The sequence below is a fragment of the Paenibacillus pasadenensis genome (assembly GCF_023715725.1).
Taxonomy (GTDB): domain Bacteria; phylum Bacillota; class Bacilli; order Paenibacillales; family Paenibacillaceae; genus Paenibacillus_O; species Paenibacillus_O pasadenensis_A.
The window spans coordinates 1-26,130 of record NZ_JAMBOT010000017.1 but is presented as its reverse complement, the minus strand read 5'-3'; the positions used below and the strand labels follow the sequence as shown (position 1 = coordinate 26,130).

Below are 26,130 nucleotides of genomic sequence, written 5' to 3'. Positions count from 1 at the left end.
TAATCAAATACGATAAACTGAGGGAAAGGGGGACTTGCTCCAATGCCACGCAAAGGTCCTGTAACAAAACGCGACGTTTTGCCAGATCCGGTGTATAACAGCAAGCTCGTTACGCGTCTGATCAACCGCATTATGATCGACGGCAAACGCGGTGTTGCTCAAACGCTGCTGTATGATGCCTTCAAACTGATTCAAGAACGTTCCGGTAAAGATCCTATGGAAGTGTTCGAAGCAGCCCTGAAGAACATCATGCCTGTACTGGAAGTAAAAGCTCGCCGTGTAGGCGGCTCCAACTACCAGGTTCCAATCGAAGTTAAACCTGAGCGCCGTACTGCGCTTGGTCTCCGTTGGCTCGTTAACTACTCGCGTAACCGCGGTGAGAAAACGATGGAAGAGCGTCTGGCTGCTGAAATTCTTGACGCTTCCAACAACACGGGTGCTTCCGTTAAAAAACGTGAAGACACGCACAAAATGGCAGAAGCGAACAAAGCGTTTGCTCACTACCGCTGGTAGAATTCTAAAGCAGTACCAACTTGAAAGGAGACATTCCAATGGCAAGAGAGTTCTCCTTGGCAAATACGCGTAACATCGGGATTATGGCGCATATTGATGCCGGTAAAACCACGACCACGGAACGGATTCTGTTCTATACAGGCCGTACCCACAAAATCGGTGAGGTGCATGAAGGCGCCGCAACGATGGACTGGATGGAACAGGAGCAAGAGCGCGGCATCACGATTACGTCTGCCGCAACGACTGCTCAGTGGAAGGGCAACCGCATCAATATTATCGACACCCCGGGACACGTTGACTTCACCGTTGAAGTAGAACGTTCCCTGCGCGTATTGGACGGGGCAGTTGGCGTATTCAGTGCGAAAGAAGGCGTCGAGCCTCAATCCGAGACGGTATGGCGTCAAGCTGACCGTTACGGCGTACCGCGTATCGCCTATATCAACAAAATGGACATCATTGGCGCAGACTTCCTCAATGTCGTTAAAGACATGCGCGAGCGCCTGCAAGCCAATGCTGTAGCGATCCAGCTGCCAATTGGCGCCGAGAATGATTTCATCGGCGTAGTTGACCTGGTTGAGCGCGTTGCCTACAAATACAAAGACGACCTCGGCAAAGAGCCTGAGCAAGTCGAAGTTCCTGCAGAGCTGGCCGACCAAGTCGAAGAGCTTCGCGCAGAACTGGTTGAGAAAGTGGCTGAGCTGGACGAAGAACTCATGATGAAGTATCTGGAAGGCGAAGAAATTACCATTCCAGAACTGAAAGCGGCGCTCCGTAAGGGCGTTGTAGAAGTGAAGATCTTCCCAGTAATCGCTGGCTCCTCGTACCGCAACAAAGGTGTACAAATGATGTTGGATGCTGTTGTTGACTACCTGCCAGCTCCGATCGACGTACCTTCCATCAAGGGAACCCTTGAAGACGGTACGGAGACGACTCGCCTGTCTTCCGACGAAGAGCCGTTCGCGGCACTTGCATTCAAAATCATGACGGATCCGTTCGTAGGTAAGCTGACGTTCTTCCGTGTTTACTCCGGCGTACTGAACTCCGGTTCTTACGTAGTAAACGCAACGAAGGGCAAACGCGAGCGTATCGGACGTATTCTTCAAATGCACGCTAACAGCCGTCAAGAAATCAGCCAGGTATACGCAGGCGATATCGCCGCTGCCGTAGGCCTGAAAGATACGACGACCGGCGATACGCTGTGCGATGAGAAAAATCCGGTAATCCTTGAGTCGATGAACTTCCCTGAGCCGGTTATCCAGCTTGCGGTAGAGCCTAAGACCAAGGCTGACCAAGACAAAATGGGCATCGCCCTGCAAAAGCTTTCTGAAGAGGATCCGACCTTCCGTGCTCATACGGACGAAGAAACGGGCCAAACGATCATCGCAGGTATGGGTGAGCTTCACCTTGAAATCCTTGTTGACCGTATGCTCCGCGAATTCAAAGTTGAGACTAATGTCGGCAAGCCTCAAGTAGCTTACCGTGAGACGTTCCGTCAAGCGGCTAAGGTTGAAGGCAAATTTGTTCGCCAATCCGGCGGACGCGGTCAATACGGTCACGTATGGGTCGAATTCGCACCACAAGAGCCAGGCGCCGGTTTTGTTTTCGAAAACAAAATCGTCGGCGGTGTCGTTCCTCGTGAATACATCGGTCCGGTTCAAGCTGGTATCGAAGAATCCATGAAAAACGGTGTCCTTGCCGGCTTCCCGCTGGTTGACATTAAAGCAACAATCTTCGACGGTTCCTACCATGACGTCGACTCCTCGGAGATGGCGTTCAAAATTGCAGGTTCCATGGCCCTCAAGGCTGCTAAAGACAAGTGTAAACCTGTCATCCTTGAGCCAATCATGAAAGTCGAAGTTACCGTTCCAGAAGAGTACATGGGCGACGTTATGGGCATGCTGAACTCCCGCCGCGGTCGCATCGAAGGTATGGATACGCGCGGTGGCGCTCAAATTATCCGTGCTAAGGTGCCTCTTGCCGAGATGTTCGGATATTCCACGACTCTGCGTTCCGGTACCCAAGGACGCGGTGTGTTCTCCATGGAACTCTCCCATTACGAAGAAGTTCCAAAATCGATTCAAGAAGAGATTGTTTCCAAGAGCAAATCGGAGTAATCTCGTTATAGGTTCGCTGTGACAGGCTTATCTGTTTGCTTCTAGCAAATCTTGTCTGCCTGTCACCTAACATACTAATTTCCTGACCTTAAGGAGGATTAAGTTCAATGGCAAAGGCTAAATTTGAACGTAATAAACCGCACGTTAACATTGGCACAATCGGTCACGTTGACCATGGCAAAACGACGCTGACGGCTGCCATCACAACAGTTCTTTCCAAAAAATACGGTGGCGCTGCTATCGCATTTGACCAAATCGACAAAGCTCCAGAAGAGCGCGAGCGCGGTATCACGATCTCGACTGCACACGTTGAGTACGAGACTCCTAACCGTCACTACGCACACGTTGACTGCCCAGGCCACGCCGACTATGTTAAAAACATGATCACCGGCGCAGCTCAAATGGACGGCGCGATCCTGGTTGTATCCGCAGCTGACGGCCCAATGCCGCAAACGCGCGAGCACATCCTGCTCTCCCGTCAAGTAGGCGTTCCTTACATCGTCGTATTTCTGAACAAATGCGACATGGTTGAAGACGAAGAGCTCCTCGAGCTGGTTGAGATGGAAGTTCGCGACCTGCTGAGCGAGTACGACTTCCCAGGCGATGACACTCCAATCATCCGTGGCGCTGCTCGTGAAGCTCTCCAAAACCCAGAAGGTCCTTGGGCTGAGAAAATCGTTGAGCTGTTTGAGCAAATCGACACTTACATCCCTACTCCTGAGCGCGACACGGCTAAGCCTTTCCTGATGCCAGTCGAGGACGTGTTCACGATCACGGGCCGTGGTACGGTTGCTACTGGCCGTATCGAGCGCGGTGTAGTTAAAGTATCCGACGAGATCGAAATCATCGGTCTGGCGGAAGAATCCCGCAAATCCATCGTTACGGGCGTAGAAATGTTCCGTAAACTGATGGACTCCGCTCAAGCGGGCGACAACATCGGCGCACTGCTTCGTGGCGTTGACCGTAAAGACATCGAGCGTGGACAAGTTCTGGCTAAGCCAGGTTCCGTTAAACCACACACGAACTTCACGGCTCAAATCTACGTCCTGACTAAAGAAGAGGGTGGCCGTCACAAGCCTTTCTTCACAGGCTACCGTCCACAATTCTACTTCCGTACAACTGACGTAACTGGCATCATCAACCTGCCAGAAGGTACGGAAATGGTTATGCCTGGCGACAACATCACGGTTACCGTTGAGCTGATCGCTCCAATCGCTATCGAAGAAGGAACTCGCTTCTCGATCCGCGAAGGCGGCCGTACGGTAGGCGCTGGCGCCGTAGCAACGATTCAAAAATAAGCAATCTGCAGCAATAGCTGCGGAATCGCAAAAGCTCCCGCTTCGGCGGGAGCTTTTTAATTGTGTTTCTTCTATATAAATGGATGCATTTGAACTGGTGAGGCAGCTTTTTGTCTAAAGCCCAATTACTTGTTGCATTAGGCTTTTCAACATGATAAACTATTGTCTGTTGGTCTGTGACGTTGCGATGATGCGGGAGGTTGCTGACACACCCGGCTCCTTTGCCATGGAGTGTGTGTGAGGAGTTCTCGCGGAGTATGTCCGATACTAAATTGGGCGATAGAAGGAGGGACTTATATGGCAAAGCAAAAGATTCGTATTCGCTTGAAAGCATACGATCACCGCATTCTTGACCAGTCTGCAGAGAAAATCGTGGAAACCGCAAAACGTTCCGGAGCAGGTGTTTCTGGACCGATTCCGCTTCCGACGGAAAAGCAAATCATCACCATTCTCCGTGCAGTACACAAGTACAAGGATTCGCGCGAGCAATTCGAGCAACGTACGCATAAGCGTCTGATCGATATTGTGAACCCGACTCCACAAACGGTTGATGCGTTGATGCGTCTGGACCTGCCGTCCGGTGTCGATATCGAAATCAAACTGTAAGTTATCCACAAGCGCAAGCTAAGTGAGAACGAAAAGAGGTGTCAACATGAAGGGTATCTTAGGCAAAAAGATCGGAATGACGCAAGTCTTTACAGCTGACGGGAACGTCGTGCCAGTCACGGTTATCGAAGCTGGTCCTTGCGTAGTTCTGCAAAAGAAAGACCAAGAAAACGATGGATACGAAGCAGTTCAGCTCGGTTACTCCGACAAAAAGGAGAAAAGAGCGACTAAACCTGCGATCGGCCACGCTAAAAAAGCCAACTCGGCTCCTAAGCGCTACATTCGTGAAATTCGCGGCATTAACCTGGGCGAATATGAAGTTGGCCAAGAGATTAAGGTCGACGTATTCACGGAAGGCGAATTTGTTGACGTAACGGGCGTATCCAAAGGTAAAGGCTTCCAAGGCGTTATCAAACGCTGGGGACAAAGCCGCGGACCAATGGCGCACGGTTCCCGCTACCACCGCGGACCTGGTTCGATGGGTTCCATCCAAGCTAACCGCGTTCCTAAAGGCAAACGCCTGCCAGGCCATATGGGCCACGAAACGATTACGATTCAAAAGCTTGAAGTCGTACGCGTTGACGCAGAGCGCAATGTCCTGCTGGTTAAAGGCTCCATTCCGGGTCCTAAAAACAGCTTCGTAAAAATCAAACAAACGGTGAAGAAATAAGCACCGCCTGAAGAAAGGAGGAACAAGCTATGCCTAAAGTAGCTATCTTCAATGTGAGCGGCTCCCAAGTCGGCGACATCGAGCTCTCCGAGCATGTCTTCGGTATCGAGCCTAACTCTCATGTCCTGCATAGCGCAGTTTTGCTGCAACAAGCAGCTGAACGCGCTGGCACGCACAAAACGAAAGGACGCTCCGAAGTACGTGGCGGCGGACGTAAGCCTTGGAAACAAAAAGGCACCGGCCGTGCTCGTCAAGGCTCCATTCGCTCCCCGCAATGGGTTGGCGGTGGTACCGTATTCGGACCGACTCCGCGCAGCTACAGCTTCAAGCTGCCTAAGAAAGTTCGCCGTCTGGCGATTCGTTCGGCACTGTCTTCCAAAGTCATCGCTAGCGAGCTGATCGTTCTGGATCAACTGAACTTCGCTGCTCCGAAGACGAAAGAATTCAAAGCCGTTCTGAACAACCTCAAAGTAGGCCGCAAAGCGCTTATCGTAACGGCTGAATACGAGAACAACGTGGCTCTGTCCGCCCGTAACATCCCTGGAGTTAAGTTCGTCGCAGCTGATGGCATCAATGTTCTGGATGTGCTGTCGCACGACCAACTCATCATCACCAAGGATGCGGTCGAGAAAGTACAGGAGGTGCTTGCGTAATGAAGGATCCACGCGATATTATCAAGCGCCCGGTTATCACGGAACAATCCACTGAACTCATGGCTGCAAAACGTTATGTGTTCGAAGTAGATATCCGTGCGAACAAAACCGAGATCAAATCTGCAGTTGAGCAGATTTTCAACGTTAAAGTTAGCAACGTGAACACGCTTCGCGTGCCGGCTAAGCCTAAACGTTATGGCCGTCATTCCGGTTATACGTCCGAGTGGAAGAAAGCCTTCGTTCAACTGAGCGAAGACAGCAAAGAGCTGGAATTCTTCGAGTCGGTCTAATCTGACAAGACAAGGAGGGAAACAAAGTGCCAATCAAGAAGTACAAACCGACTTCCCCGGCCCGTCGCGGCATGTCGGTCTCGACATTTGAAGAGATCACAACGAACGTACCGGAGAAATCGCTCCTGGCGCCGCTTTTCAAAAAAGCTGGCCGCAACAACCAGGGTAAAATTACGGTTCGTCACCACGGCGGCGGACATAAACGTAAGTATCGTATCATCGACTTCAAACGTACCAAAGATGGCATCGCAGGCCGCGTGGCGACGATCGAATACGATCCGAACCGCACCTCGAACATCGCACTTATCCACTATGTGGATGGCGAGAAGCGCTACATCATCGCGCCAAAAGGTCTGAAAGTCGGCGACACGATCGTTTCCGGTCCTTCCGCTGACATCAAAGTGGGTAACTCGCTTCCACTGGAGAACATTCCAGTAGGTACGCTTATCCACAACATCGAACTGAAGCCTGGCAAAGGTGGACAACTTGTTCGCGCTGCCGGTACGGAAGCTCAGCTCCTCGGTAAAGAGGATGCATATGCGGTTATCCGCTTGACTTCCGGTGAAGTTCGTCGCATTCTGAAAACTTGCCGTGCTACAATCGGTTCTGTTGGCAACGAAGATCACGAACTCGTGAAAATCGGTAAAGCCGGCCGTTCCCGTTGGTTGGGCAAACGTCCTGAAGTTCGCGGCGTAGTAATGAACCCTAACGATCACCCACACGGTGGTGGTGAAGGCCGCGCTCCAATCGGACGCAAATCGCCTATGTCTCCTTGGGGCAAACCAACCCTTGGTGCCAAAACGCGCAAGAAGAAGAAAGCATCGAGCCAATATATTATTCGTCGCCGCACGAAATAATAACCGCTTGAGCGACTGTGCGTGACGTCGCATGCGTCACGCTAACGTCTCGAGGAAGGGAGGAACTAGATCATGGGTCGTAGTTTGAAAAAAGGTCCTTTCATCGATGGGTACCTTCTGAAAAAAGTTGAAGAACTGAATGCTGCGAACAAAAAAACGGTGATCAAAACCTGGTCCCGCCGTTCCACGATCTTCCCACAATTCATCGGACACACGCTGGCTGTTTATGACGGCCGCAAACACGTACCGGTGTATGTAACGGAAGATATGGTCGGACACAAGTTCGGCGAATTTGCACCGACTCGTACCTACAAAGGTCACGACGACGACAAAAAAACGGGCAGACGTTAATAGCTGCCTTTCCATAACCAAGCTGTTTGAGAGGAGGTACCTGTCATGGCAGAAGCAAGAGCACATCTTAATCAAGTTCGCATTGCGCCTCGTAAGGCTCAACTCGTAGTTGACCTGATCCGCGGTAAGCAAGTAGGCGAAGCGATCGCAATTCTGCGCCACACTCCGCGCGCTGCATCCCCGATCGTTGAAAAGCTGCTGAACTCCGCAATCGCTAACGCTGAGCATAACTATCAGATGGACGTTAACAATCTGGTCGTCTCCCAGGTATTTGTTAACCAAGGTCCGACGATGAAACGGTTCATGCCTCGCGCTATGGGTCGCGCAAGTCGCATCAACAAGCGCACCAGCCACATTACGCTGGTCGTATCCGAAAAATAAGGAGGGATAACGAGTGGGTCAAAAGGTAAATCCGGTGGGTCTCCGTATCGGAGTCATCCGGGATTGGGAATCCAAATGGTACGCGGGTAAAGACTTCGGCGATCTTCTGATGGAAGACGTACGAGTTCGCGAGTTCCTTAAAGGAAAACTGAAAGACGCTGCTGTATCCCGCATCGAGATCGAGCGCGCGGCTAACCGCGTGAACGTAACGATCTACACGGCTAAGCCGGGTATGGTCATCGGTAAGGGCGGTTCCGAAGTTGAGAACCTGCGTAGCGAGCTTACTCGCATTACGAACGGCAAAAAGGTTCACATCAACATTTCTGAAATCAAACAAGCTGATCTGGACGCAACTCTCGTTGCTGAAAGCATCGCACAACAGCTTGAGCGCCGGACTTCGTTCCGCCGCGCAATGAAACAAGCTCTGCAACGTTCCATGCGCGCAGGCGCAAAAGGAATCAAAACCTCGGTTAGCGGCCGTCTGGGCGGCGCTGAGATTGCACGTCAAGAAGGATACAGCGAAGGCACCGTTCCGCTTCATACGCTGCGCGCCGACATCGACTACGGCACAGCTGAAGCTCATACGACTTACGGCCGCATCGGCGTAAAAGTATGGATCTACCGCGGTGAAATCCTTCCTGCTAAAAAGAAAGCAGCCGTCCAGGAAGGAGGCAACTAATCATGTTGGTACCTAAACGCGTCAAGCACCGCAAAGAACAGCGCGGACACATGAAAGGTCGCGCAAAAGGCGGAACGGAAGTTCACTTCGGTGAATTCGGTCTGCAAGCGACTGAGCCGGGCTGGGTGACGAACCGTCAAATCGAGTCCGCTCGTATCGCCATGACCCGCTACATCAAACGTGGCGGTAAAGTATGGATCAAGATTTTCCCTTCCAAGCCAATTACCCAAAAGCCTCTTGAGGTACGGATGGGTAGCGGTAAAGGTAACGTAGAAAAATGGGTTTCCGTTGTGAAACCTGGCAAAGTCATGTTTGAGCTTGCCGGCGTTCCTGAGGAAGTTGCTCGCGAAGCAATGCGCCTTGCGGCCCACAAGCTTCCGGTAAAAACGAAGTTTGTGAAACGCGAAGAAGTGGGTGGTGAAGCAAATGAAAGCTAGTGAATTCCGCAACCTGACCACTGATGAGCTGAACCAAAAGGTTGCCGGCTTTAAAGAAGAGCTGTTCAACCTCCGCTTCCAACTGGCTACTGGCCAACTGGATAACCCGACTCGCATCAGCGCTGTTCGGAAAGAAATCGCACGTGCCAAAACGGTACTGCGCCAAAGAGAACTGGGAATCAGCAGCTAATTCAGCCGCGTGCTTATACACGCCCAGCCTGAGGAAGGAGGAAGAACATGAGCGAACGCAACAATCGCAAAGTTCAGATTGGTAAAGTGGTTAGCGACAAAATGGATAAAACGATCGTGGTGGCTGTAGAAACCTACAAAAAACATGATCTGTACCATAAACGCATCAAATACACGAAGAAATTCAAAGCCCATGATGAAAACAACACTGCGAAAATCGGTGATACGGTTAAAATCATGGAAACTCGTCCGCTGTCGAAAGACAAGCGCTGGAGACTGGTTCAAGTCGTAGAAGAAGCTGTAATCCTCTAATACGATTCGACCATCAAGTTTGAAAGGAGGACATTTCAATGATTCAACCTTTTACACGCCTGTCGGTTGCTGACAACTCTGGCGCAAAAGAACTGATGTGTATCCGCGTACTGGGTGGTACGGGACGTCGTGTAGGACACATCGGCGATCTGATCGTGTGCTCGGTCAAACAAGCAACACCCGGTGGCGTTGTCAAAAAAGGCGATGTAGTCAAAGCGGTTATCGTTCGCACGAAGCGTACGGTTCGCCGTAAGGACGGTTCCTACATCGCATTCGACGAAAATGCAGCTGTTATCGTGAAGGAAGACAAATCCCCTCGCGGTACCCGTATCTTCGGACCAGTTGCCCGCGAACTTCGTGAGAAAGACTTCATGAAGATCGTATCGCTTGCACCGGAAGTTATCTAATAACGCCTCTAGCGGCGTGAAGTTAAGGAGCAGGAGGTGTAACACATGCCAAAGGTTAAAAAAGTTCTGGAATCCCATAACAACAAGCTGCACGTGAAAAAGGACGATACCGTTATCGTCATCACGGGCAAAGATAAAGGCAAAAAAGGTCGCGTCATCGCAGCTTATCCTCGTGAAAACCGCGTTCTGATCGAAGGTGTAAACATGGTGAAGAAGCATTCGCGTCCTTCCCAAGCGAACCCTCAGGGCGGCATCATCGAGCAGGAAGCTCCGATCCACGTTTCCAACGTGATGCACGTTGACCCTAAGAGCGGAAAAGTAACCCGCATCGGATACAAAGTGCTTGATAACGGCAAGAAAGTCCGCGTTGCTAAGCGCTCCGGCGAGGTTATCGACTAATTATTTTTGACGGAAAGGAGGACCCTTTACCATGGCAGCAAGAATGAAAGAGCGTTTCCTGAATGATATTACTCCTGCTCTGATGCAGAAGTTTAACTATTCGACCGTGATGCAAGTGCCAAAGATCGAAAAAGTTGTTATCAACATGGGTGTAGGCGAAGCAGTAGCCAACTCCAAAGTGCTTGATACAGCAGTTGAAGATCTTCGCCTTATCTCCGGTCAAAAACCGGTTGTTACACGCGCTAAGAAGTCCATCGCAGGCTTCAAGCTTCGTGAAAACATGCCGATCGGGGTTAAAGTTACACTGCGCGGTGACCGCATGTACTACTTCCTCGACAAGCTGTTCAACACTGCCCTGCCGCGCGTACGTGACTTCCGCGGTGTGTCGACCAAAGCTTTCGACGGTCGCGGCAACTATACCCTTGGTCTTAAAGAGCAGCTGATCTTCCCGGAGATCGAATACGACAAAGTCGATAAAGTCCGCGGTATGGACGTCGTTATCGTAACGACGGCGAAATCGGACGAAGAATCCCGTGAGCTGCTGACCCAACTGGGAATGCCGTTCGCGAAGTAATCGCCAATCAGGAGGTGTAATACCAAAGTGGCAAAAACTTCGATGAAAGTTAAGCAACAACGCACGCCGAAGTTCAAAGTACGTGCCTACACACGCTGCGAGCGCTGTGGACGTCCTCACTCGGTTCTGCAAAAGTTTAAAGTTTGCCGGATTTGTTTCCGTGAATTAGCATACAAAGGCCAGATCCCTGGTGTTAAAAAAGCCAGCTGGTAATCCGTTTTAGCTCGGGAAGGAGGTACACAAGAATGGTTATGTCTGATCCGATCGCTGATATGCTTACCCGTATCCGCAATGCGAATCTTGTCCGTCATGAAACCGTTGAAATGCCCGCTTCGAAAATCAAGAAGCAAATCGCTGATATTCTGAAGCGCGAGGGCTTTATTCGTGACGCTGAATATATCGAGGACAACAAACAAGGTATGATCCGTATTTTCCTGAAATACGGTTCCAGCAACGAGCGCGTTATCACCGGCCTGAAACGTATCAGTAAGCCTGGTCTTCGCGTTTACACGAAATCCACTGAGATCCCACGCGTTCTCGGCGGACTCGGAATTGCGATTATCTCCACGTCCAAGGGAGTTATGACCGATAAAGAAGCACGTCAAGGCAAAGCCGGCGGCGAAGTCGTCTGCTACGTCTGGTAATTAAAAAGCTACAACGATAGGAGGTGCAACAATGTCCCGTATTGGTCGCAAACCCATTACTGTCCCTAGCGGAGTGAACGTCTCCCTGGACGATACGGTGATCACGGTAAAAGGACCGAAAGGTTCCCTTAGCCGTCCGGTCCATAAAGATATTAAGGTTAGCCTGGAAGAAGGCACGATCCTCGTGGAACGTCCTTCCGACAACAAGCTGCACCGCTCCCTGCACGGAACCACGCGCAGCATCATCGCGAACATGGTTAGCGGTGTAACGGATGGCTTCTCCAAAAACCTTGAGCTGGTTGGCGTAGGCTACCGCGCAAGCAAACAAGGTGAGAAAGTAGTTCTGAACGTCGGATACTCTCACCCCGTTGAAATCGTGCCTGCACTAGGCATCGAGTTCGAAGTTGTCGGCAACAACAAGATCACCGTTCGCGGTATCGATAAAGAGCTTGTCGGCGCAACGGCTGCCAAAATTCGCTCTGTACGTGAGCCTGAGCCTTACAAAGGCAAAGGTATCAAGTACGAAGGCGAACGCATTATCCGCAAGGAAGGCAAAGCCGGTAAGAAAAAATAAGCATGACTTCATGCTTTGTACGATAGATTTACCACGAATCAAGAAGGGAGGATCCCTCAATGATCACCAAAGGCGACAAAAACAAAGCCCGTCTGAAACGCCATCTGCGTGTCCGCAAGAAAATCAACGGCACGGTAGCGCGTCCTCGTCTGTCGGTTTACCGTTCTTCCAAGCACATCTATGCTCAGCTGATCGACGATGTAGCCGGTGTAACTCTGGCTGCCGCGTCCACGCTGGACAAAGAGCTTGTTGAAAAAATCGGTAACGGCGGTAACGTGGATTCCGCAAAGCTGGTCGGAGAACTGATCGCAAAACGTGCCAAAGAACAAGGTCACGAAACGGTTGTTTTCGATCGCGGCGGCTACCTGTACCATGGACGGATTCAAGCACTGGCTGACGCAGCTCGCGAAGCTGGTCTCCAATTCTAATTTTCAGACAAGGGAGGTAAATCGACTTGCGTATTGATGCAAATGCGCTGGGTGAACTGCAAGAAAAGGTAGTTCACATTAACCGCGTAGCGAAAGTAGTCAAAGGCGGACGCCGCTTCAGCTTCAGCGCCTTGGTCGTTGTCGGCGACGGCAAAGGCCACGTAGGCGCTGGTATCGGAAAAGCTCAAGAAGTACCGGATGCAATCCGCAAAGGAATCGAAGATGCTAAGAAAAATATGATCTCGATTCCGCTCGTGAATACAACGATTCCGCACCAAGTGCTTGGTCACTTCGGCGCTGGTAAAGTTCTGCTCAAACCGGCTTCCCAAGGTACTGGCGTTATTGCCGGTGGCCCTGTGCGTGCCGTACTGGAGCTGGCAGGTGTCGGTGACATTCTGACCAAATCCCTGGGTTCTTCCAACTCCATGAACATGGTTAACGCAACGCTTGAAGGCCTTTCCCGCCTGAAACGCGCTGAAGATGTTGCCAAGCTTCGCGGAAAAACTGTCGAAGAGCTTCGGGGTTAAGGAGGGAACACGATGGCTAAATTGCAAATCACCCTCGTCCGCAGTCTGATCGGCCGCAACGAGAAACAGCGCGCTACGGTTGCGTCGCTTGGTCTCCGCAAAATCCGCCAAACGGTTGTTCTTAACGACAGCCCCGCTATCCGCGGAATGGTGAACCACGTTAGCCACCTGGTTAAAGTGGAAGAAGTATAAGACGACTGATAATCGTCAATCCATAGATTTTCAAAGAGCAACAAGGAGGTGCAACGAACGATGAAACTGCATGAACTTAAACCAGCTGAAGGTTCCCGCAAAGCTCCATACCGCAAAGGTCGCGGTATCGGTAGCGGCAACGGCAAAACCGCAGGCAAAGGCCACAAAGGTCAAAACGCACGTTCCGGCGGCGGTGTCCGTCCGGGCTTCGAAGGCGGACAAAACCCGCTTTATCGTCGTCTGCCTAAGCGTGGTTTCAACAATCCTTTCCGCAAAGAGTATGCAATCGTCAACATCGAAGAGCTTAACGTTTTCGAAGCTGGCTCCGAAATTACTCCGGAAGTTCTTGTCGCTAAAGGGATCGTCAAAAATCCTCAAGCCGGCATTAAAGTCCTGGGCAATGGCGAAGTTACGGTTAAACTGACGGTTAAAGCAAACAAGTTCTCTCAATCTGCGGTAGAGAAAATCCAGGCTGCCGGCGGTCAAACCGAGGTGATCTAATTGTTCAAGACGGTTTCAAACATTTGGAAAGTGGAGGACCTCCGTCGGAGAATCCTCTTTACCCTTTTCATTTTGCTTGTATACCGCATCGGTTCCTTCATTCCGGTGCCCAACATCGACAAGAGTGTCTTTACCCAGCTTGATAACCAGGGTTCAGACTTGTTCGGCTTGCTGAACACTTTCTCGGGCGGCGCTTTGTTCCAATTCTCGATCTTTGCGATCGGTATTATGCCGTACATCACGGCATCGATTATCGTCCAGCTGCTTTCGATGGATGTTATTCCAAAGTTTGCTGAATGGGCGAAAGAAGGCGAGAACGGCAAACGCAAGCTTGCTCAGATTACCCGCTACGGCACGATTGGTTTGGGTCTTGTCCAGGGTTTTGCAACGGCAGTTGGATTCAACCGCATGTACAACTACCAGATGGTAACCGATGCGAGCTTCGCGGTTTACGCGATGATCGCGGTCGTCCTTACAGCTGGTACAGCCTTCCTGATGTGGCTCGGCGAGCAGATCACGGAGCGCGGCATTGGTAACGGCATCTCGGTAATTATCTTCGCAGGTATTATCGCTGGTCTGCCGGGCCATCTCCGCAAAATTTACACCACTTACTTCGTCGATCAGACGGGTCAAGTGTTCATGGGTATTCTCCAGATTGCAGCCATTTTGGTTGGGGTCATCCTCATGATTATCGGCGTCATCATCGTTCAGCAAGGGATTCGCAAGATTCCAGTGCAATACGCTAAGCGCGTAGTTGGACGCAAGATGTACGGCGGTCAATCGACGCATATTCCGCTGAAGGTGAATGGCGCTGGCGTCATTCCGGTTATCTTCGCGATTTCGTTGCTGATGTTCCCGTCCACAATTGCGCAATTCTGGGCTAGTCATGATTGGGCTCAATGGATCATTACCCACCTTGCACCGGATAAGGCGCTAGGTATGGTGATCTATGTTATACTGATTATCGGCTTCACCTTCTTCTACACCTTTGTGCAGATTAACCCTGTACAGATGGCGGATCAAATGAAGAAGAATGGCGGCTACATCCCTGGAGTGCGTCCGGGTAAGCCAACCTCGAGTTACATTACCAGCGTTATGTCGAGAATTACGCTATTCGGAGCCCTGTTCCTGGCGATTATCTCGATCCTGCCTGTGTTCTTCGGCTCGTTGTTTGGTCTTGACCGCAGCATTCAGCTCGGCGGAACCTCTCTCTTGATCGTTGTCGGCGTTGCGCTTGACACGATGAAGCAGATTGAGAGCCAGCTGATCAAACGCCATTACAAAGGGTTCATCAATAAATAACACGAGGCTTCGAACGGGCGGCTTGACGGCTTCATTTGGGGAGCTGCAGGTCAGCCCGCGCGTGCCTATTGTGCTCAAAGCGAGGACGACAGGATGAACATTCTTTTTATGGGCCCTCCGGGAGCCGGTAAAGGCACCCAGGCCGAGAGAATCGTCGAACAGTTCAACGTTCCTCACATCTCCACCGGAGACGCATTCCGGCTGGCGATGAAGCAGGGCACCCCGCTTGGTCAGAAAGCGAAGGAATTCGTCGATCAGGGACTGCTCGTTCCAGATGAAATCACGAACGGCATCGTGCGGGAACGCCTGCTGGTGGCAGATTGCGAGAAAGGCTTCCTGTTGGACGGCTTTCCGCGTACGCTGCAGCAAGCCGAAGCGCTTGATGTCATGCTTGCTGAAATGGGCCGCAGCATCGATCATGTTGTTAATCTGCATGTCGATCGCGGACTTCTGCTTGCTAGGCTTACCGGCCGCCGCATCTGCAAAAGCTGCGGAGCTACTTATCATGTGATGTTCAACCCGCCTAAAGCGGAAGGCATCTGTGACAAGGACGGCGGAGAGCTTTATCAGCGTTCGGATGACACGGAAGAGAAGGTCGGCACCCGTCTGGATGAGTACATCTCCAAAACGGCTCCGCTTCTGGAATACTACAGCGGCAAAGGTCTGCTGCGTGAAGTGAACGGAGAGCAGGAAATCGATGAGGTTACCGCCGACATCGCTCAGCGTCTGCGGGGTTCGAACGAATGATAATTTGCAAGTCTGAAGCCGAACTGCGATTCATGAGGGAAGCGGGACGCATCGTGGCCGAGACGCATCGTCTTATGGCCGGAGCTGTACGGGCCGGCGTTACGACCCGCGAGCTGGATGACATCGCTGATCGCTACATTCGCAGTCAGGGCGCGATTCCATCTTTTAAAGGCTACAATCAGTTTCCTGGCAGCATTTGCGCTTCTGTCAACGAAGAACTGGTGCACGGCATTCCGGGAAGCCGGAAGCTGAGCGAAGGAGATATCATTACGCTTGATATCGGCGCCCAGTATGAAGGCTATCACGGAGATTCTGCTTGGACTTACCCTGTAGGCGACATTACGGAAGAAGTAAGCCGTCTGCTTGAGGTAACCGAACGCTCGCTGTACGCCGGGCTTGAGCTGGTCAAACCGGATGTTCGGCTGTATACGGTCTCGCACGCCATTCAAAAAGTGGTGGAGGATGCGGGCTTTTCCATTGTTCGCGAGTATGTCGGGCACGGAATTGGCAAGGATCTTCACGAAGAGCCTCAAATTCCGAATTACGGCATTCCGGATCGTGGGCCCCGGCTGAAGCCTGGGATGGTGCTGGCCATCGAGCCGATGGTGAACATCGGGGAGCGCTATGTCCAGACCCTGTCGGACAATTGGACGGTTGTAACGGTTGACGGCTCCTGGTGCGCTCATTATGAGCACACGGTAGCGGTCACGGAGAGCGGTTATGAAATTTTGACGAAGCTGCCGGACACGGAGTAGGATTTTGGATCCGCTCGCACAGGTCGGCCGATTAGTCAAAGTGCTTCGAGGCAAGGATGAGGGCAGCTTTTCCGTTATTGTGGAAATACTGGATGACAGGTTCGTCCATATTGCCGACGGAGACGGTCGCCGCTTTGACTCGCCGAAGAAGAAAAACGTGCAGCATCTTCAGTTACTGCCGGCTCTCAGCAGCGAAGTTTCGGATAGTTTATCCGAGACGGGCCGGGTGACCAACGCCAAGTTAAGATTCGCCATACAGAAGTACACAAGCTGAAAGGAGAATGAGGATGGCCAAGGAAGACGTCATTGAAGTCGAAGGTACGGTTATCGAACCGCTGCCAAACGCCATGTTCAAGGTTGAACTGGAGAACGGCCACCAGATTCTCGCTCATGTATCCGGCAAGCTCAGAATGCACTTTATCCGTATTCTGACCGGAGACAAAGTGGTTATCCAGTTGTCGCCTTACGATCTGTCCAGAGGACGCATCACCTATCGGAAGTAGGCCAGCGGGCGCTACGGAAGAAGGATTCGGGAGGTAATTCACAATGAAGGTCAGACCTTCGGTTAAGCCAATTTGCGAAAAATGCAAAGTCATTCGCCGCAAAGGCAACGTTATGGTCATTTGCGAAAATCCGAAGCACAAACAAAGACAAGGTTAAGAAGGGAGGACACGATTCATGGCTCGTATTGCTGGTGTAGACTTGCCGCGCGACAAGCGCGTTGAAATCGCTCTCCAATACATTTTCGGTATTGGCAAAACGACAGCTCAGAGAATTCTGGCTGAAACGGGCGTCAGCGCAGCGACTCGCGTACGCGACCTCACGGAAGATGAAGTGAGCAAGCTGCGTGAAGTTATCGACAAATCCGTTAAAGTAGAAGGCGATCTCCGCCGCGAGATTTCCCTCAACATCAAACGTCTCGTTGAAATCGGATGCTACCGTGGTATCCGCCACCGCCGCGGTCTTCCAGTTCGCGGTCAACGTACGAAGACCAACGCGCGTACGCGTAAAGGTCCTCGCCGTACTGTAGCGAACAAGAAGAAATAATAAGGGGGGATAACGAACAATGGCTAAACCTAAAAAAGTCGTACGTACAAAACGTCGCGATCGGAAAAACATCGAATCCGGTGTTGCACACATCCGTTCCACGTTCAACAATACGATCGTTACGATCACGGATCCGCATGGCAATGCGATTTCTTGGGCGAGCTCCGGTAACCTTGGTTACAAAGGCTCCCGTAAAAGCACGCCATTCGCAGCTCAAATGGCCGCTGAAGCCGCAGCTAAAGCAGCTATGGAGCACGGCATGAAAGCTGTTGAAGTCATGGTTAAAGGTCCAGGCGCTGGCCGCGAAGCCGCGATCCGTTCCCTTCAAGCCGCTGGTCTTGAAGTTAACCTGATCAAAGACGTAACGCCGGTTCCTCACAACGGCTGCCGTCCGCCGAAACGCCGTCGCGTATAGTTCGTCAGAAGCCTGTGGTATCAAATTGCGACAACTTGTGAATAATGGTTGTGAAGGTTTGGCATACTACATGATTTGACGCCATGGAACGTTATAGATACGGAGCGACGTTTTGAAGGAGGGTATACTAGTGATTGAGATCGAAAAGCCGAAAATCGAAACCGTAGAGCTGAGTGACGATGGAGCATATGGCCGTTTTGTTGTCGAGCCCCTTGAACGGGGTTATGGAACGACACTCGGAAACTCGCTTCGCCGCATTCTTCTCTCGTCGCTTCCCGGCGCGGCAGTGACGTCCGTGCAGATTGACGGAGTACTTCACGAGTTTTCCACGGTTCCAGGGGTAATGGAGGACGTTACCGAAATGATCCTGAACCTGAAAGGCCTGTCGCTCAAAATCCATTCCGACGAAGAGAAGGTACTGGAAATTGATGCGGAAGGCGAAGGGAACGTTACGGCGGGCGACATCCGCGCGGACAGCGATGTTGAGATTCTCAGCCCTGATCTTCATATCGCAACCTTAGCTTCCGGCGCACGGCTCCATATGAGGATTTTCGCCAATCGCGGCCGCGGTTATGTGCAAGCAGACCGCAACAAACGTGAAGACCAGCCGATTGGTGTCATTCCTGTTGATTCGATTTACACGCCAATTACCCGTGTCAACTATAGCGTAGAAAACACTCGCGTCGGCCAAGTTACCAACTACGACAAGCTGACGCTTGAAGTGTGGACGGATGGCAGCATCCGCCCTGAAGAGGCCGTTAGCCTCGGCGCTAAGATTCTGACCGAGCATTTGGACCTGTTCGTCGGACTGACCGATGAAGCCAAAGACGCGGAAATTATGGTTGAGAAGGAAGAGGACAAAAAGGAAAAGGTACTCGAGATGACGATCGAGGAACTTGACCTGTCCGTCCGTTCTTACAACTGTCTCAAACGTGCAGGCATTAATACCGTTCAAGAGCTTACTTTGAAAACCGAAGAAGACATGATGAAGGTCCGTAACCTGGGCCGGAAGTCTTTGGAGGAAGTTCAGGAGAAACTCGAAGAACTCGGTCTTGGCCTCCGCACAGAAGAATAGAGCATCAAGGAGGGGAAATCGATGGCATACTCGAAACTGGGACGCGACGCAAGCGCTCGGAAAGCTCTGTTCCGTGACCTTGTGACTGACCTTTTCCTGTACGAGCGCATTCAAACGACTGAAGCGAAAGCCAAAGAAGTGCGTTCGATCGCAGAAAAACTCATTACTAAAGCAAAGCGCGGAGATCTCCACGCTCGTCGTCAAGTGGCTGCATTCGTGCGCCGCGAAACGGTGGACGGAGAGCAAGACGCAATCCAAAAGCTGTTTGGAGAACTTGCAGGCCGTTACTCCGAGCGCGCAGGCGGATACACTCGTATCCTCAAGCTGGGCCCTCGCCGCGGCGATTCTGCGCCTATGGTCTACCTGGAACTGGTTGACCGCTCGTAATAAAGCAACTGCTGCTCCACAAGCGGCGAGCAAAAGGTGGACCCACGAGGCCACCTTTTTTTCAATTATAAGAAAGTATAGCTATTCCATATACGGTTGCTCTTATAATTCTCGGAATGAAACGTTCTGAGCCGCCAAGGACGGCGACTGCTGTTTCATCTTTTGGCTTGAAGGAGAGATAGACGTTTGCGAAACATACGGATGAAGATTGCTTATGACGGAACTCGTTATAACGGATTTCAGACCCAGCCTGGAGGCAACACGATCCAGGATACCATCGAAAAGGCGATCGAGACGTTGACCGAATCCCGTACGATTATTATCGGCTCAGGCCGCACGGATGCCAGAGTGCATGCGGAAGGCCAGGTATTTAATTTTCATACGGAATCCCGGATCTCGATTGAACGCTGGGCGCTGGCGCTGAATAGCCGCTTGCCCGAGGATATTCGGGTTGTGGAACATGCCGTAGAGGTGCCGCCTGACTTTCATTCCCGTTTTTCCGCAAAACGCAAAACGTACCGCTACTCCATCTGCACGGCGAAGTTCCATAACGTATTCCGGAGGAATTACGAATTCCATCATCCGGCTCCAAAGCTGGATGCGGATGCAATGAGAGCTGCGCTGGAGCAACTGGCGGGCGAGCATGATTTTACCTCCTTTACCACGAATCATTCTGATGACAAGTCTCATGTCCGGACGATCTATGAGGCAGTGCTTAGGGAGGAAAAGGAACGGTTGGAGCTTTTCCTAACGGGCAATGGCTTCCTTTACAATATGGTGCGCATCATTGCGGGTACTTTAATCCATGTTGGCCAGGGAAAGATTGCCTCCGATGCGATGGGAAGCATTTTGGAGTCGCGTGACCGGCTGTTGGCGGGACCGACGGCGGTTGCGCACGGACTGACTTTAATCAATGTGGATTACGGTGAAAACAAGGCGTAAAAATCCTTGCGCTGGGCACTTGTTTATTGTAATATATAACTTGTGCTTTCTTATTGGCTCTCCCACAGCCCCGCATAAGAACAGCATCCTAACATCCATGAAAGACAAGCTTTACCCAACCAATGACTATGTATCTCACGACAATAAATGAACCTTAAACATCTGAAGGAGGAACCTCCATGCGTACCACTTATATGGCGAAGACGAACGAAGTCGAGCGCAACTGGCACGTCGTTGACGCTGAAGGCCAAACGCTTGGCCGTCTGGCGAGCGAAGTTGCAAGCCTGATCCGCGGCAAGCACAAGCCGCAATTCACTCCTCACATTGATACTGGCGATTTCGTTATCGTCATCAATGCCGAGAAAATCGTCCTGACGGGCAACAAATGGAATGACAAGAACTACTACCGTCACTCCATGCACCCAGGCGGTCTGAAAGTGACTCCTGCTAAAGATCAGCTGAAAAAGAAGCCAGAATCCCTCGTGGAATATGCGGTATACGGCATGCTGCCGAAAAACCGTCTTGGCGACAAAATGAAGCTGAAGCTGAAAGTATACGCTGGTTCGGAGCATCCGCACCAAGCTCAAAATCCGGTAGCTTACGAGCTGCGCGGTTAATAGAAGGAGGACCCTACAATGGCTCAAGTCCAATACTATGGCACTGGTCGTCGTAAACACTCCGTAGCACGCGTACGTCTCGTGCCGGGTGAAGGACGCATCATCATCAACAAACGCGAGCTGGATGAGTACTTCGGTCTGGAAACGCTGAAGCTGATCGTAAAACAACCTCTCGTACTGACTGAGACGGTTGGCAAATACGACATCATCGTTCTTGCTCACGGCGGCGGCATCTCCGGTCAAGCCGGCGCAATCCGTCACGGTATCTCCCGTGCTCTGCTCAAAGCAGATCCAGAGTTCCGTCCATCCTTGAAACGCGCTGGATTCCTGACGCGTGACCCACGTATGAAAGAACGTAAGAAATACGGCCTCAAAGCAGCTCGCCGTGCTCCTCAGTTCTCCAAACGTTAATATGTGCTCAAAGACCCTTGCCGCTTTTGCGGAAGGGTCTTTTTTCTATGTTTTAATCAATTTTAGGTTTTCATTGCAGTCAAAATGTATCCTTTACCAGGCGGCGATTAAACGAATTAGACGAAAAGCAATGGCTGTGATTTTAGCAGTTATCGAAGATTTTTATCAATGCATAATTCTGTGATAAGCTATACGGGATATGCTGCTGCCTGATTAGGCAAACGTTTGGCTAACATATATTTCGATACTACAGCAGCTTTTTGAAGCTTTCAGAACGCAGAAATTGAAGCATTGCGAACCTATATCTATTTTGGAGGTACATACAAATGACGATGAATAAACCGGTTTATTTCAACCATGATGGAGGAGTGGACGATCTTGTATCGCTTTTTTTGCTCCTGCAAATGGACAATATCGATTTGATTGGCGTATCGGTCATTGATGCGGATTGTTATGTTGAGCCAGCTGTATCGGCAAGCCGTAAAATCATTGACCGTTATGGCGCTCATGAGCTGAAAGGATTGCAGGTAGCACGCAGCAATTCCCGACCCAAAAATCCGTTTCCGAAAGACTGGCGTATGCATGCTTTTTATGTCGACGCTATGCCGCTGCTTAACGAGCGCGCTGAGGTTGTCACCCAGGAGGCGCCGAAAATGGCCCATCTGGATATAGTGGAGAAGCTGCATGCCGCTGAAGACAAAGTAACGCTGCTATTCACAGGTCCTTTGACTGATTTGGCCCGTGCATTGGACGCCGATCCATCCATTGAAGAGAAAATAGAAAAACTCTATTGGATGGGCGGAACATTTCTTCCGAATGGCAATGTCCATGAACCGGAGCATGACGGCACCGCGGAATGGAATTCGTTTTGGGATCCAGAAGCGGCCAAACGAGTATGGGATAGCGGTATTGTCATTGACATGGTGGCGCTGGAGAGCACGAATAAAGTTCCGCTCACTGTCGAGACGCGTAAGCTTTGGGCGCAAAACCGCCGGTTTGAAGGCATCGACTTTTTGGGACAATGTTATGCGACAGTGCCGCCGCTCGTTCATTTTGCGACAAATTCGACCTACTACCTTTGGGATGTTCTTACAACGGCTATTATCGGCAAGCCGGAGCTGGTATCTTCCCGCGCCGTTCATTGCGATGTGCTGCCGGACGGGCCTTCTCAGGGCAGAACGGTGCTGAAAGAAAATGGCCGTCCCGTAACGGTTGTTGACGATGTCGACCGGGATGCCTTTTTCCACTATCTGACCGAGCTCGCTAAAGGGGCGGATCGCGAAGGCGTTTATCGTATCGTATAAGCTTACCTTATCCAAGCAATAAAGTCGGCTTATTTTATTAGCTAAATCGGGCTTTTTGACCTGAATTATGCAATTGATCATTGCCCGGTTACCCTTTATAATTAAAAACATACAAACTTACTTGGTTTTATGAAACAGGAGGGGACCGGACTTGAATCTGCTGGAAAAAGAAGCGCTTATCGCTGAGCAAGCCGTCAAGCTCGAAACGGCTTCACCGGAAGAGATTTTGAAATTTGCCGTCGAGACATTTCCAAATATAACGTTTGCTTGCAGCTTTGGCGCAGAAGATGTTGTACTTGTTGACATGCTTCACAAAATCAGCCCTAAAACAGATATCTTTTACCTGGACACGGACTTTCATTTTCAAGAAACGTATGAGACCCGGGACCGGATGGAAGCACATTACGGCATTAAGTTCGTTCAAGTGAAGCCTGTCCTTACGCCGGAGGAGCAAGCCGCTCAGCACGGGGAAGAGATGTGGAAAAGCGATCCAAACGGATGCTGCAATATCCGTAAAGTTGAACCGTTGACGCGTATTTTGTCTCAGTACGAGTCTTGGATTACAGGCATCCGCCGTGATCAGGCTCCTACCCGCGCCAATGCCAAAAAGATTGAGTACGATACGAAGTTCGGCCTCGTGAAGTTTAATCCAATTGCTCACTGGACGACGGAAGATGTCTGGAATTATATCCGCGATAACGAGATTATTTACAACCCGCTTCATGACCGCAATTTCCCAAGCATCGGCTGCGAGTATTGCACGCGTCAGGTAGCTCCGGGAGAAGACCCGCGCGCTGGACGCTGGTCCGGCAACGAAAAAACCGAATGCGGATTGCATAAGTAAGCCCAAGGGAGGATTACGGAATTATGTCAAGCATCAAGCCGCATGGCGGCGAACTGGTAAATCGTATTGCACAGGGCGCGGAGCGCGAGCAGCTGCTCCAGGAAGCACAAGGTCTGACTGCCATTACCGTAGATAACTGGACGATTTCCGATCTGGATCTGATCGGCGTAGGAGCGTTTTCTCCTTTGACGGGCTTTTTGACGGAAGCTGATTACAAGTCGGTCGTTGACAACATAAGGCTGTCGAACGGCCTTGTATGGAGCATCCCGATTACGCTGCCGATCAGCGAAGAGACGGCCGAAGCGCTTTCCGCCGGACAGCGCGTTGCACTGAAGGGTGAAGACGGTGTTGTTTACGGACTTTTGAACGTAGAGAGCATTTACAGCGTGGATCAGCGCCATGAGGCTGTGCAGGTATTTAAAACCGACGATTTGGAGCATCCGGGCGTCAAAAAGCTGTTCTCCCGCTCCAGTACTTATGTTGGAGGTCCAATTACAGTTCTGAATCGTCCGCAGCCGGAGAAGTTTGGCGAGTTTTATTTTGACCCGTCCGAAACGCGCCGTATCTTCGTTGAAAAAGGCTGGAAATCGGTCGTAGGCTTCCAAACCCGTAACCCGGTTCACCGCGCTCACGAGTTCATTCAAAAGTGCGCGATGGAAATTGTGGACGGCCTGTTCCTGAACCCGCTCGTCGGTGAAACGAAGTCGGATGACGTGCCTGCCAACGTGCGAATGAAAAGCTACCTTGCACTGCTTGACAATTATTATCCGGAAAGCCGTACTTTCCTTGGCGTTTTCCCGGCGGCGATGCGTTATGCAGGGCCTCGCGAAGCGATCTTCCACGCACTCGTGCGCAAAAACTACGGCTGTACGCATTTTATCGTTGGCCGCGACCATGCCGGCGTAGGCGATTACTATGGCACGTATGAAGCGCAAGATCTGCTCAAGTCGTTCCCGCTTGAGGATCTGGACATTACTCCGCTTTATTTTGAACACAGTTTCTTCTGCAAAAAATGCGGCAACATGGCGACGACCAAAACTTGCCCGCATGACAAGAGCGAGCATGTCGCGCTTTCCGGTACAAAAGTACGGGAAATGCTGCGTGGCGGCATTTGCCCTCCTCCAGAATTCTCCCGCCCAGAGGTGGCTCAGATTCTGATTGAAGGCATGCAGGAGCAGCCGGCCCACTCTTAAAAAGTAAGGCATGAACGAACACCCTGTCCCATATAGTTGATGGTAGCGATAGGCTTGGATAAGCCTGTGCCGATCATTGACGCGGGATGGGGTGTTTTTTGCGTGAGCAGAAGCGGAAACAAGGAGCAGCGTGAGGGCAAACACGGACTTTATCCGTCACGGCGCCGAATCGTCGTCTGGATGAACCCAAAGGGCTGGGTGCGGATGGGCATCATTACCGTTATGCTGCTAATGCTGGGCTGGCTGCTCACGGAGCAGCTGCCGGCGGCACGGACGTGGAATTCCTGGTCGCTTCCATTGAGCGGCAAAACTGTCGTGCTGGATGCGGGCCATGGAGGGCCTGATGGCGGAGCGGTTAGCCAAAGCGGTTTGATTGAGAAGGATCTTAATTTGGCAATTGCTCTTCAACTGCGGGACTATTTGCAGCAGTCGGGGGCGGTCGTTTATTTGACCCGGGAAGCGGATGAGGATCTCGCCGGTGACGGCACAAAAGGATACCGGAAACGGAAGACAGAGGATTTGAAGCAGCGGGCAAAGTTTGTGGAGGACAAAAAAGCGGATATGATGATCAGCATCCACATGAACAGCATTCCATCGCCGAAGTGGTCGGGAGCGCAGACTTTTTATTATCCGAACCATGAAGGGAATTCTGCGCTGGCCTCATTTATTCAAGAGGAAATCAAACGCAATCTGGAAAATACGAGCCGTGTAGCGGCAAAAGCGCCCAATACGGTGTACTTGCTGCAGGCGGTCAAATCCGTGCCAAGCGCGCTTGTTGAGGTTGGCTTCCTGTCCAACCCGGGCGAGGCGGCCAAGCTGGCTGACGGTTTATATCAGAAGCAGGTGGCAGCCTCGATTTATAAGGGCATCCTGCGCTACAGCAGCGGCGAGCGTCCTCAAGGCACGACAGGCGGGGCGAACGGGTAGGGAGACGGGAGAGGCGTTTAGATCGCCTTATAGCCTAGTCTCATCGAATTAAATGAGAATTTTAACGCCCTTGCTGGGCTGTTAGTCCAGTATGACGCTATTCTTTAGTGCTGACGCGTAATTGTCATCTTGCGGCTGGGGTAAGTGATCAAGCTTTAGATGAAAAATGGAAGCGTGAGCGTGGTGGGGAAGGATTTCTGAGGTACTGGCAGAGAACTCTGCAGCCAAGCCTTAAAAGCAGTAGAAGCTGTCCCGGTATGTTATAATGGGAGCATACTCGTTTGATGAGGCGGCTCAGCTGAGCCGCCTTCACGCATGCCGGAAGGTGGAGACCGTACACTATGCTCACACGCGAACAAGTTCTGGAAGCCGTGAACACGATCACGGCGCAAGGCGCGGACGGAATCGCCGTCCGCGACAGTCTGGTGAAGGACCGTCAAGCATCGCTGACGGTCTTAATGCCCGGCGGCGCTGCGCAGCCGCCGGTAGAGGCCGCGCTGCGCGAAGCGCTCGCGCGGCTCGGGGCCGAAACCGTGCACCTTCGGGTTCGGCCCCGGGAGGCGGCGGG

The 26,130-nt window shown here is 51.5% G+C and carries 41 protein-coding genes and 1 pseudogene; all 42 read left to right on the top strand.

What is annotated here, in order from left to right; translation table 11 throughout:
* Positions 1-42: 42 nt before the first annotated feature.
* A complete protein-coding gene (gene rpsG, locus M3223_RS22540; RefSeq protein ID WP_251565850.1) occupies positions 43-513 on the top strand; it encodes a 30S ribosomal protein S7 in 471 nt (156 codons plus the stop codon).
* 38 nt (positions 514-551) lie between these two features.
* Complete coding sequence (fusA, locus tag M3223_RS22535) at positions 552-2,627, top strand: elongation factor G (RefSeq protein ID WP_251565847.1); 2,076 nt, start codon at positions 552-554, stop codon at positions 2,625-2,627.
* A 107-nt stretch (positions 2,628-2,734) separates the two neighbouring features.
* A complete protein-coding gene (gene tuf / locus M3223_RS22530; protein WP_251565845.1) occupies positions 2,735-3,925 on the top strand; it encodes an elongation factor Tu in 1,191 nt (396 codons plus the stop codon).
* Positions 3,926-4,222: 297 nt separating this feature from the next.
* Positions 4,223-4,531, top strand: coding sequence for a 30S ribosomal protein S10 (gene rpsJ, locus M3223_RS22525; RefSeq protein ID WP_017692074.1), 309 nt, complete (start codon positions 4,223-4,225; stop codon positions 4,529-4,531).
* A 46-nt stretch (positions 4,532-4,577) separates the two neighbouring features.
* Positions 4,578-5,201, top strand: coding sequence for a 50S ribosomal protein L3 (gene rplC / locus M3223_RS22520; protein WP_251565843.1), 624 nt, complete (start codon positions 4,578-4,580; stop codon positions 5,199-5,201).
* A gap of 29 nt (positions 5,202-5,230) precedes the next feature.
* Positions 5,231-5,854 (top strand): 50S ribosomal protein L4, encoded by a 624-nt coding sequence (gene rplD, locus M3223_RS22515; protein ID WP_251565841.1) that lies wholly within the window; start codon positions 5,231-5,233, stop codon positions 5,852-5,854.
* Entirely contained in the window at positions 5,854-6,144 is a 291-nt protein-coding gene (gene rplW, locus M3223_RS22510) for a 50S ribosomal protein L23 (protein WP_251565839.1), read from the top strand. The genes rplD and rplW overlap by 1 nt, the downstream gene beginning before the upstream one ends.
* Before the next feature lie 26 nt (positions 6,145-6,170).
* A complete protein-coding gene (rplB, locus tag M3223_RS22505) occupies positions 6,171-7,001 on the top strand; it encodes a 50S ribosomal protein L2 (RefSeq protein WP_251565837.1) in 831 nt (276 codons plus the stop codon).
* 72 nt (positions 7,002-7,073) lie between these two features.
* Positions 7,074-7,352 (top strand): 30S ribosomal protein S19, encoded by a 279-nt coding sequence (gene rpsS / locus M3223_RS22500; protein WP_021878327.1) that lies wholly within the window; start codon positions 7,074-7,076, stop codon positions 7,350-7,352.
* Positions 7,353-7,397: 45 nt separating this feature from the next.
* Complete coding sequence (gene rplV / locus M3223_RS22495) at positions 7,398-7,733, top strand: 50S ribosomal protein L22 (RefSeq protein WP_251565835.1); 336 nt, start codon at positions 7,398-7,400, stop codon at positions 7,731-7,733.
* Between the two features lie 13 nt (positions 7,734-7,746).
* Entirely contained in the window at positions 7,747-8,412 is a 666-nt protein-coding gene (gene rpsC / locus M3223_RS22490; RefSeq protein WP_251565833.1) for a 30S ribosomal protein S3, read from the top strand.
* Positions 8,413-8,414: 2 nt separating this feature from the next.
* On the top strand, positions 8,415-8,849 hold the full coding sequence (gene rplP, locus M3223_RS22485) for a 50S ribosomal protein L16 (RefSeq protein ID WP_251565831.1): 435 nt from the start codon (positions 8,415-8,417) through the stop codon (positions 8,847-8,849).
* Positions 8,839-9,039, top strand: coding sequence for a 50S ribosomal protein L29 (rpmC, locus tag M3223_RS22480; RefSeq protein ID WP_028598204.1), 201 nt, complete (start codon positions 8,839-8,841; stop codon positions 9,037-9,039). Before rplP ends, rpmC begins: the two co-directional genes overlap by 11 nt.
* A 47-nt stretch (positions 9,040-9,086) precedes the next feature.
* Complete coding sequence (gene rpsQ, locus M3223_RS22475; RefSeq protein ID WP_028598205.1) at positions 9,087-9,350, top strand: 30S ribosomal protein S17; 264 nt, start codon at positions 9,087-9,089, stop codon at positions 9,348-9,350.
* A 38-nt stretch (positions 9,351-9,388) separates the two neighbouring features.
* Positions 9,389-9,757, top strand: a complete 369-nt coding sequence (gene rplN / locus M3223_RS22470; RefSeq protein WP_251565829.1) for a 50S ribosomal protein L14 — start codon at positions 9,389-9,391, stop codon at positions 9,755-9,757.
* A gap of 45 nt (positions 9,758-9,802) precedes the next feature.
* Entirely contained in the window at positions 9,803-10,156 is a 354-nt protein-coding gene (rplX, locus tag M3223_RS22465; RefSeq protein WP_251565827.1) for a 50S ribosomal protein L24, read from the top strand.
* A gap of 31 nt (positions 10,157-10,187) precedes the next feature.
* Complete coding sequence (gene rplE / locus M3223_RS22460; RefSeq protein ID WP_251565825.1) at positions 10,188-10,730, top strand: 50S ribosomal protein L5; 543 nt, start codon at positions 10,188-10,190, stop codon at positions 10,728-10,730.
* 27 nt (positions 10,731-10,757) lie between these two features.
* Entirely contained in the window at positions 10,758-10,943 is a 186-nt protein-coding gene (locus M3223_RS22455; protein WP_006037933.1) for a type Z 30S ribosomal protein S14, read from the top strand.
* A 32-nt stretch (positions 10,944-10,975) separates the two neighbouring features.
* On the top strand, positions 10,976-11,374 hold the full coding sequence (gene rpsH / locus M3223_RS22450; protein WP_251565823.1) for a 30S ribosomal protein S8: 399 nt from the start codon (positions 10,976-10,978) through the stop codon (positions 11,372-11,374).
* A gap of 31 nt (positions 11,375-11,405) precedes the next feature.
* Positions 11,406-11,948 carry a 50S ribosomal protein L6 gene (gene rplF / locus M3223_RS22445; protein ID WP_251565820.1) on the top strand — a complete coding sequence of 181 codons (543 nt, stop codon included), beginning with the start codon at positions 11,406-11,408 and terminating at the stop codon, positions 11,946-11,948.
* 59 nt (positions 11,949-12,007) lie between these two features.
* The gene (gene rplR / locus M3223_RS22440; RefSeq protein WP_251565818.1) at positions 12,008-12,376 is read left to right on the top strand and encodes a 50S ribosomal protein L18; all 369 of its coding nucleotides are present in this window, start codon (positions 12,008-12,010) and stop codon (positions 12,374-12,376) included.
* Between the two features lie 26 nt (positions 12,377-12,402).
* The gene (gene rpsE / locus M3223_RS22435; protein ID WP_285891416.1) at positions 12,403-12,903 is read left to right on the top strand and encodes a 30S ribosomal protein S5; all 501 of its coding nucleotides are present in this window, start codon (positions 12,403-12,405) and stop codon (positions 12,901-12,903) included.
* 12 nt (positions 12,904-12,915) lie between these two features.
* Positions 12,916-13,095, top strand: coding sequence for a 50S ribosomal protein L30 (rpmD, locus tag M3223_RS22430; protein WP_251565816.1), 180 nt, complete (start codon positions 12,916-12,918; stop codon positions 13,093-13,095).
* Positions 13,096-13,155: 60 nt separating this feature from the next.
* The gene (gene rplO, locus M3223_RS22425) at positions 13,156-13,596 is read left to right on the top strand and encodes a 50S ribosomal protein L15 (protein WP_251565814.1); all 441 of its coding nucleotides are present in this window, start codon (positions 13,156-13,158) and stop codon (positions 13,594-13,596) included.
* A complete protein-coding gene (gene secY / locus M3223_RS22420) occupies positions 13,597-14,898 on the top strand; it encodes a preprotein translocase subunit SecY (RefSeq protein ID WP_251565812.1) in 1,302 nt (433 codons plus the stop codon).
* 93 nt (positions 14,899-14,991) lie between these two features.
* Positions 14,992-15,645, top strand: a complete 654-nt coding sequence (locus tag M3223_RS22415; protein ID WP_251565810.1) for an adenylate kinase — start codon at positions 14,992-14,994, stop codon at positions 15,643-15,645.
* Positions 15,642-16,400 (top strand): type I methionyl aminopeptidase, encoded by a 759-nt coding sequence (gene map / locus M3223_RS22410; RefSeq protein WP_251565808.1) that lies wholly within the window; start codon positions 15,642-15,644, stop codon positions 16,398-16,400. Before M3223_RS22415 ends, map begins: the two co-directional genes overlap by 4 nt.
* A gap of 4 nt (positions 16,401-16,404) precedes the next feature.
* On the top strand, positions 16,405-16,674 hold the full coding sequence (locus M3223_RS22405) for a KOW domain-containing RNA-binding protein (protein WP_251565806.1): 270 nt from the start codon (positions 16,405-16,407) through the stop codon (positions 16,672-16,674).
* 13 nt (positions 16,675-16,687) lie between these two features.
* Positions 16,688-16,903 carry a translation initiation factor IF-1 gene (gene infA / locus M3223_RS22400; protein WP_015847200.1) on the top strand — a complete coding sequence of 72 codons (216 nt, stop codon included), beginning with the start codon at positions 16,688-16,690 and terminating at the stop codon, positions 16,901-16,903.
* A 43-nt stretch (positions 16,904-16,946) separates the two neighbouring features.
* Entirely contained in the window at positions 16,947-17,060 is a 114-nt protein-coding gene (rpmJ, locus tag M3223_RS22395; RefSeq protein WP_021296640.1) for a 50S ribosomal protein L36, read from the top strand.
* A gap of 18 nt (positions 17,061-17,078) precedes the next feature.
* Complete coding sequence (gene rpsM / locus M3223_RS22390; protein WP_251565804.1) at positions 17,079-17,447, top strand: 30S ribosomal protein S13; 369 nt, start codon at positions 17,079-17,081, stop codon at positions 17,445-17,447.
* A 19-nt stretch (positions 17,448-17,466) separates the two neighbouring features.
* Complete coding sequence (rpsK, locus tag M3223_RS22385) at positions 17,467-17,862, top strand: 30S ribosomal protein S11 (protein WP_251565801.1); 396 nt, start codon at positions 17,467-17,469, stop codon at positions 17,860-17,862.
* Between the two features lie 130 nt (positions 17,863-17,992).
* The gene (locus M3223_RS22380) at positions 17,993-18,937 is read left to right on the top strand and encodes a DNA-directed RNA polymerase subunit alpha (protein WP_049868849.1); all 945 of its coding nucleotides are present in this window, start codon (positions 17,993-17,995) and stop codon (positions 18,935-18,937) included.
* Positions 18,938-18,958: 21 nt separating this feature from the next.
* Positions 18,959-19,324, top strand: coding sequence for a 50S ribosomal protein L17 (gene rplQ, locus M3223_RS22375; RefSeq protein ID WP_251565799.1), 366 nt, complete (start codon positions 18,959-18,961; stop codon positions 19,322-19,324).
* Positions 19,325-19,510: 186 nt separating this feature from the next.
* Positions 19,511-20,266 (top strand): tRNA pseudouridine(38-40) synthase TruA, encoded by a 756-nt coding sequence (gene truA / locus M3223_RS22370; RefSeq protein WP_251565797.1) that lies wholly within the window; start codon positions 19,511-19,513, stop codon positions 20,264-20,266.
* Positions 20,267-20,445: 179 nt separating this feature from the next.
* Positions 20,446-20,883, top strand: coding sequence for a 50S ribosomal protein L13 (rplM, locus tag M3223_RS22365; protein ID WP_251565795.1), 438 nt, complete (start codon positions 20,446-20,448; stop codon positions 20,881-20,883).
* Between the two features lie 18 nt (positions 20,884-20,901).
* Positions 20,902-21,294, top strand: coding sequence for a 30S ribosomal protein S9 (gene rpsI / locus M3223_RS22360; RefSeq protein WP_251565792.1), 393 nt, complete (start codon positions 20,902-20,904; stop codon positions 21,292-21,294).
* A gap of 332 nt (positions 21,295-21,626) precedes the next feature.
* Positions 21,627-22,598: a nucleoside hydrolase gene (locus tag M3223_RS22355; RefSeq protein WP_251565927.1), complete on the top strand. Its 972-nt coding sequence runs from the start codon at positions 21,627-21,629 to the stop codon at positions 22,596-22,598.
* A 151-nt stretch (positions 22,599-22,749) separates the two neighbouring features.
* Positions 22,750-23,442, top strand: a complete 693-nt coding sequence (locus M3223_RS22350) for a phosphoadenylyl-sulfate reductase (protein WP_251565790.1) — start codon at positions 22,750-22,752, stop codon at positions 23,440-23,442.
* 23 nt (positions 23,443-23,465) lie between these two features.
* Entirely contained in the window at positions 23,466-24,635 is a 1,170-nt protein-coding gene (sat, locus tag M3223_RS22345) for a sulfate adenylyltransferase (protein WP_251565789.1), read from the top strand.
* 204 nt (positions 24,636-24,839) lie between these two features.
* Entirely contained in the window at positions 24,840-25,562 is a 723-nt protein-coding gene (cwlD, locus tag M3223_RS22340) for an N-acetylmuramoyl-L-alanine amidase CwlD (RefSeq protein ID WP_251565925.1), read from the top strand.
* Between the two features lie 341 nt (positions 25,563-25,903).
* A pseudogene (locus M3223_RS22335) lies at positions 25,904-26,130 on the top strand (MRP family ATP-binding protein); the annotation flags it as partial.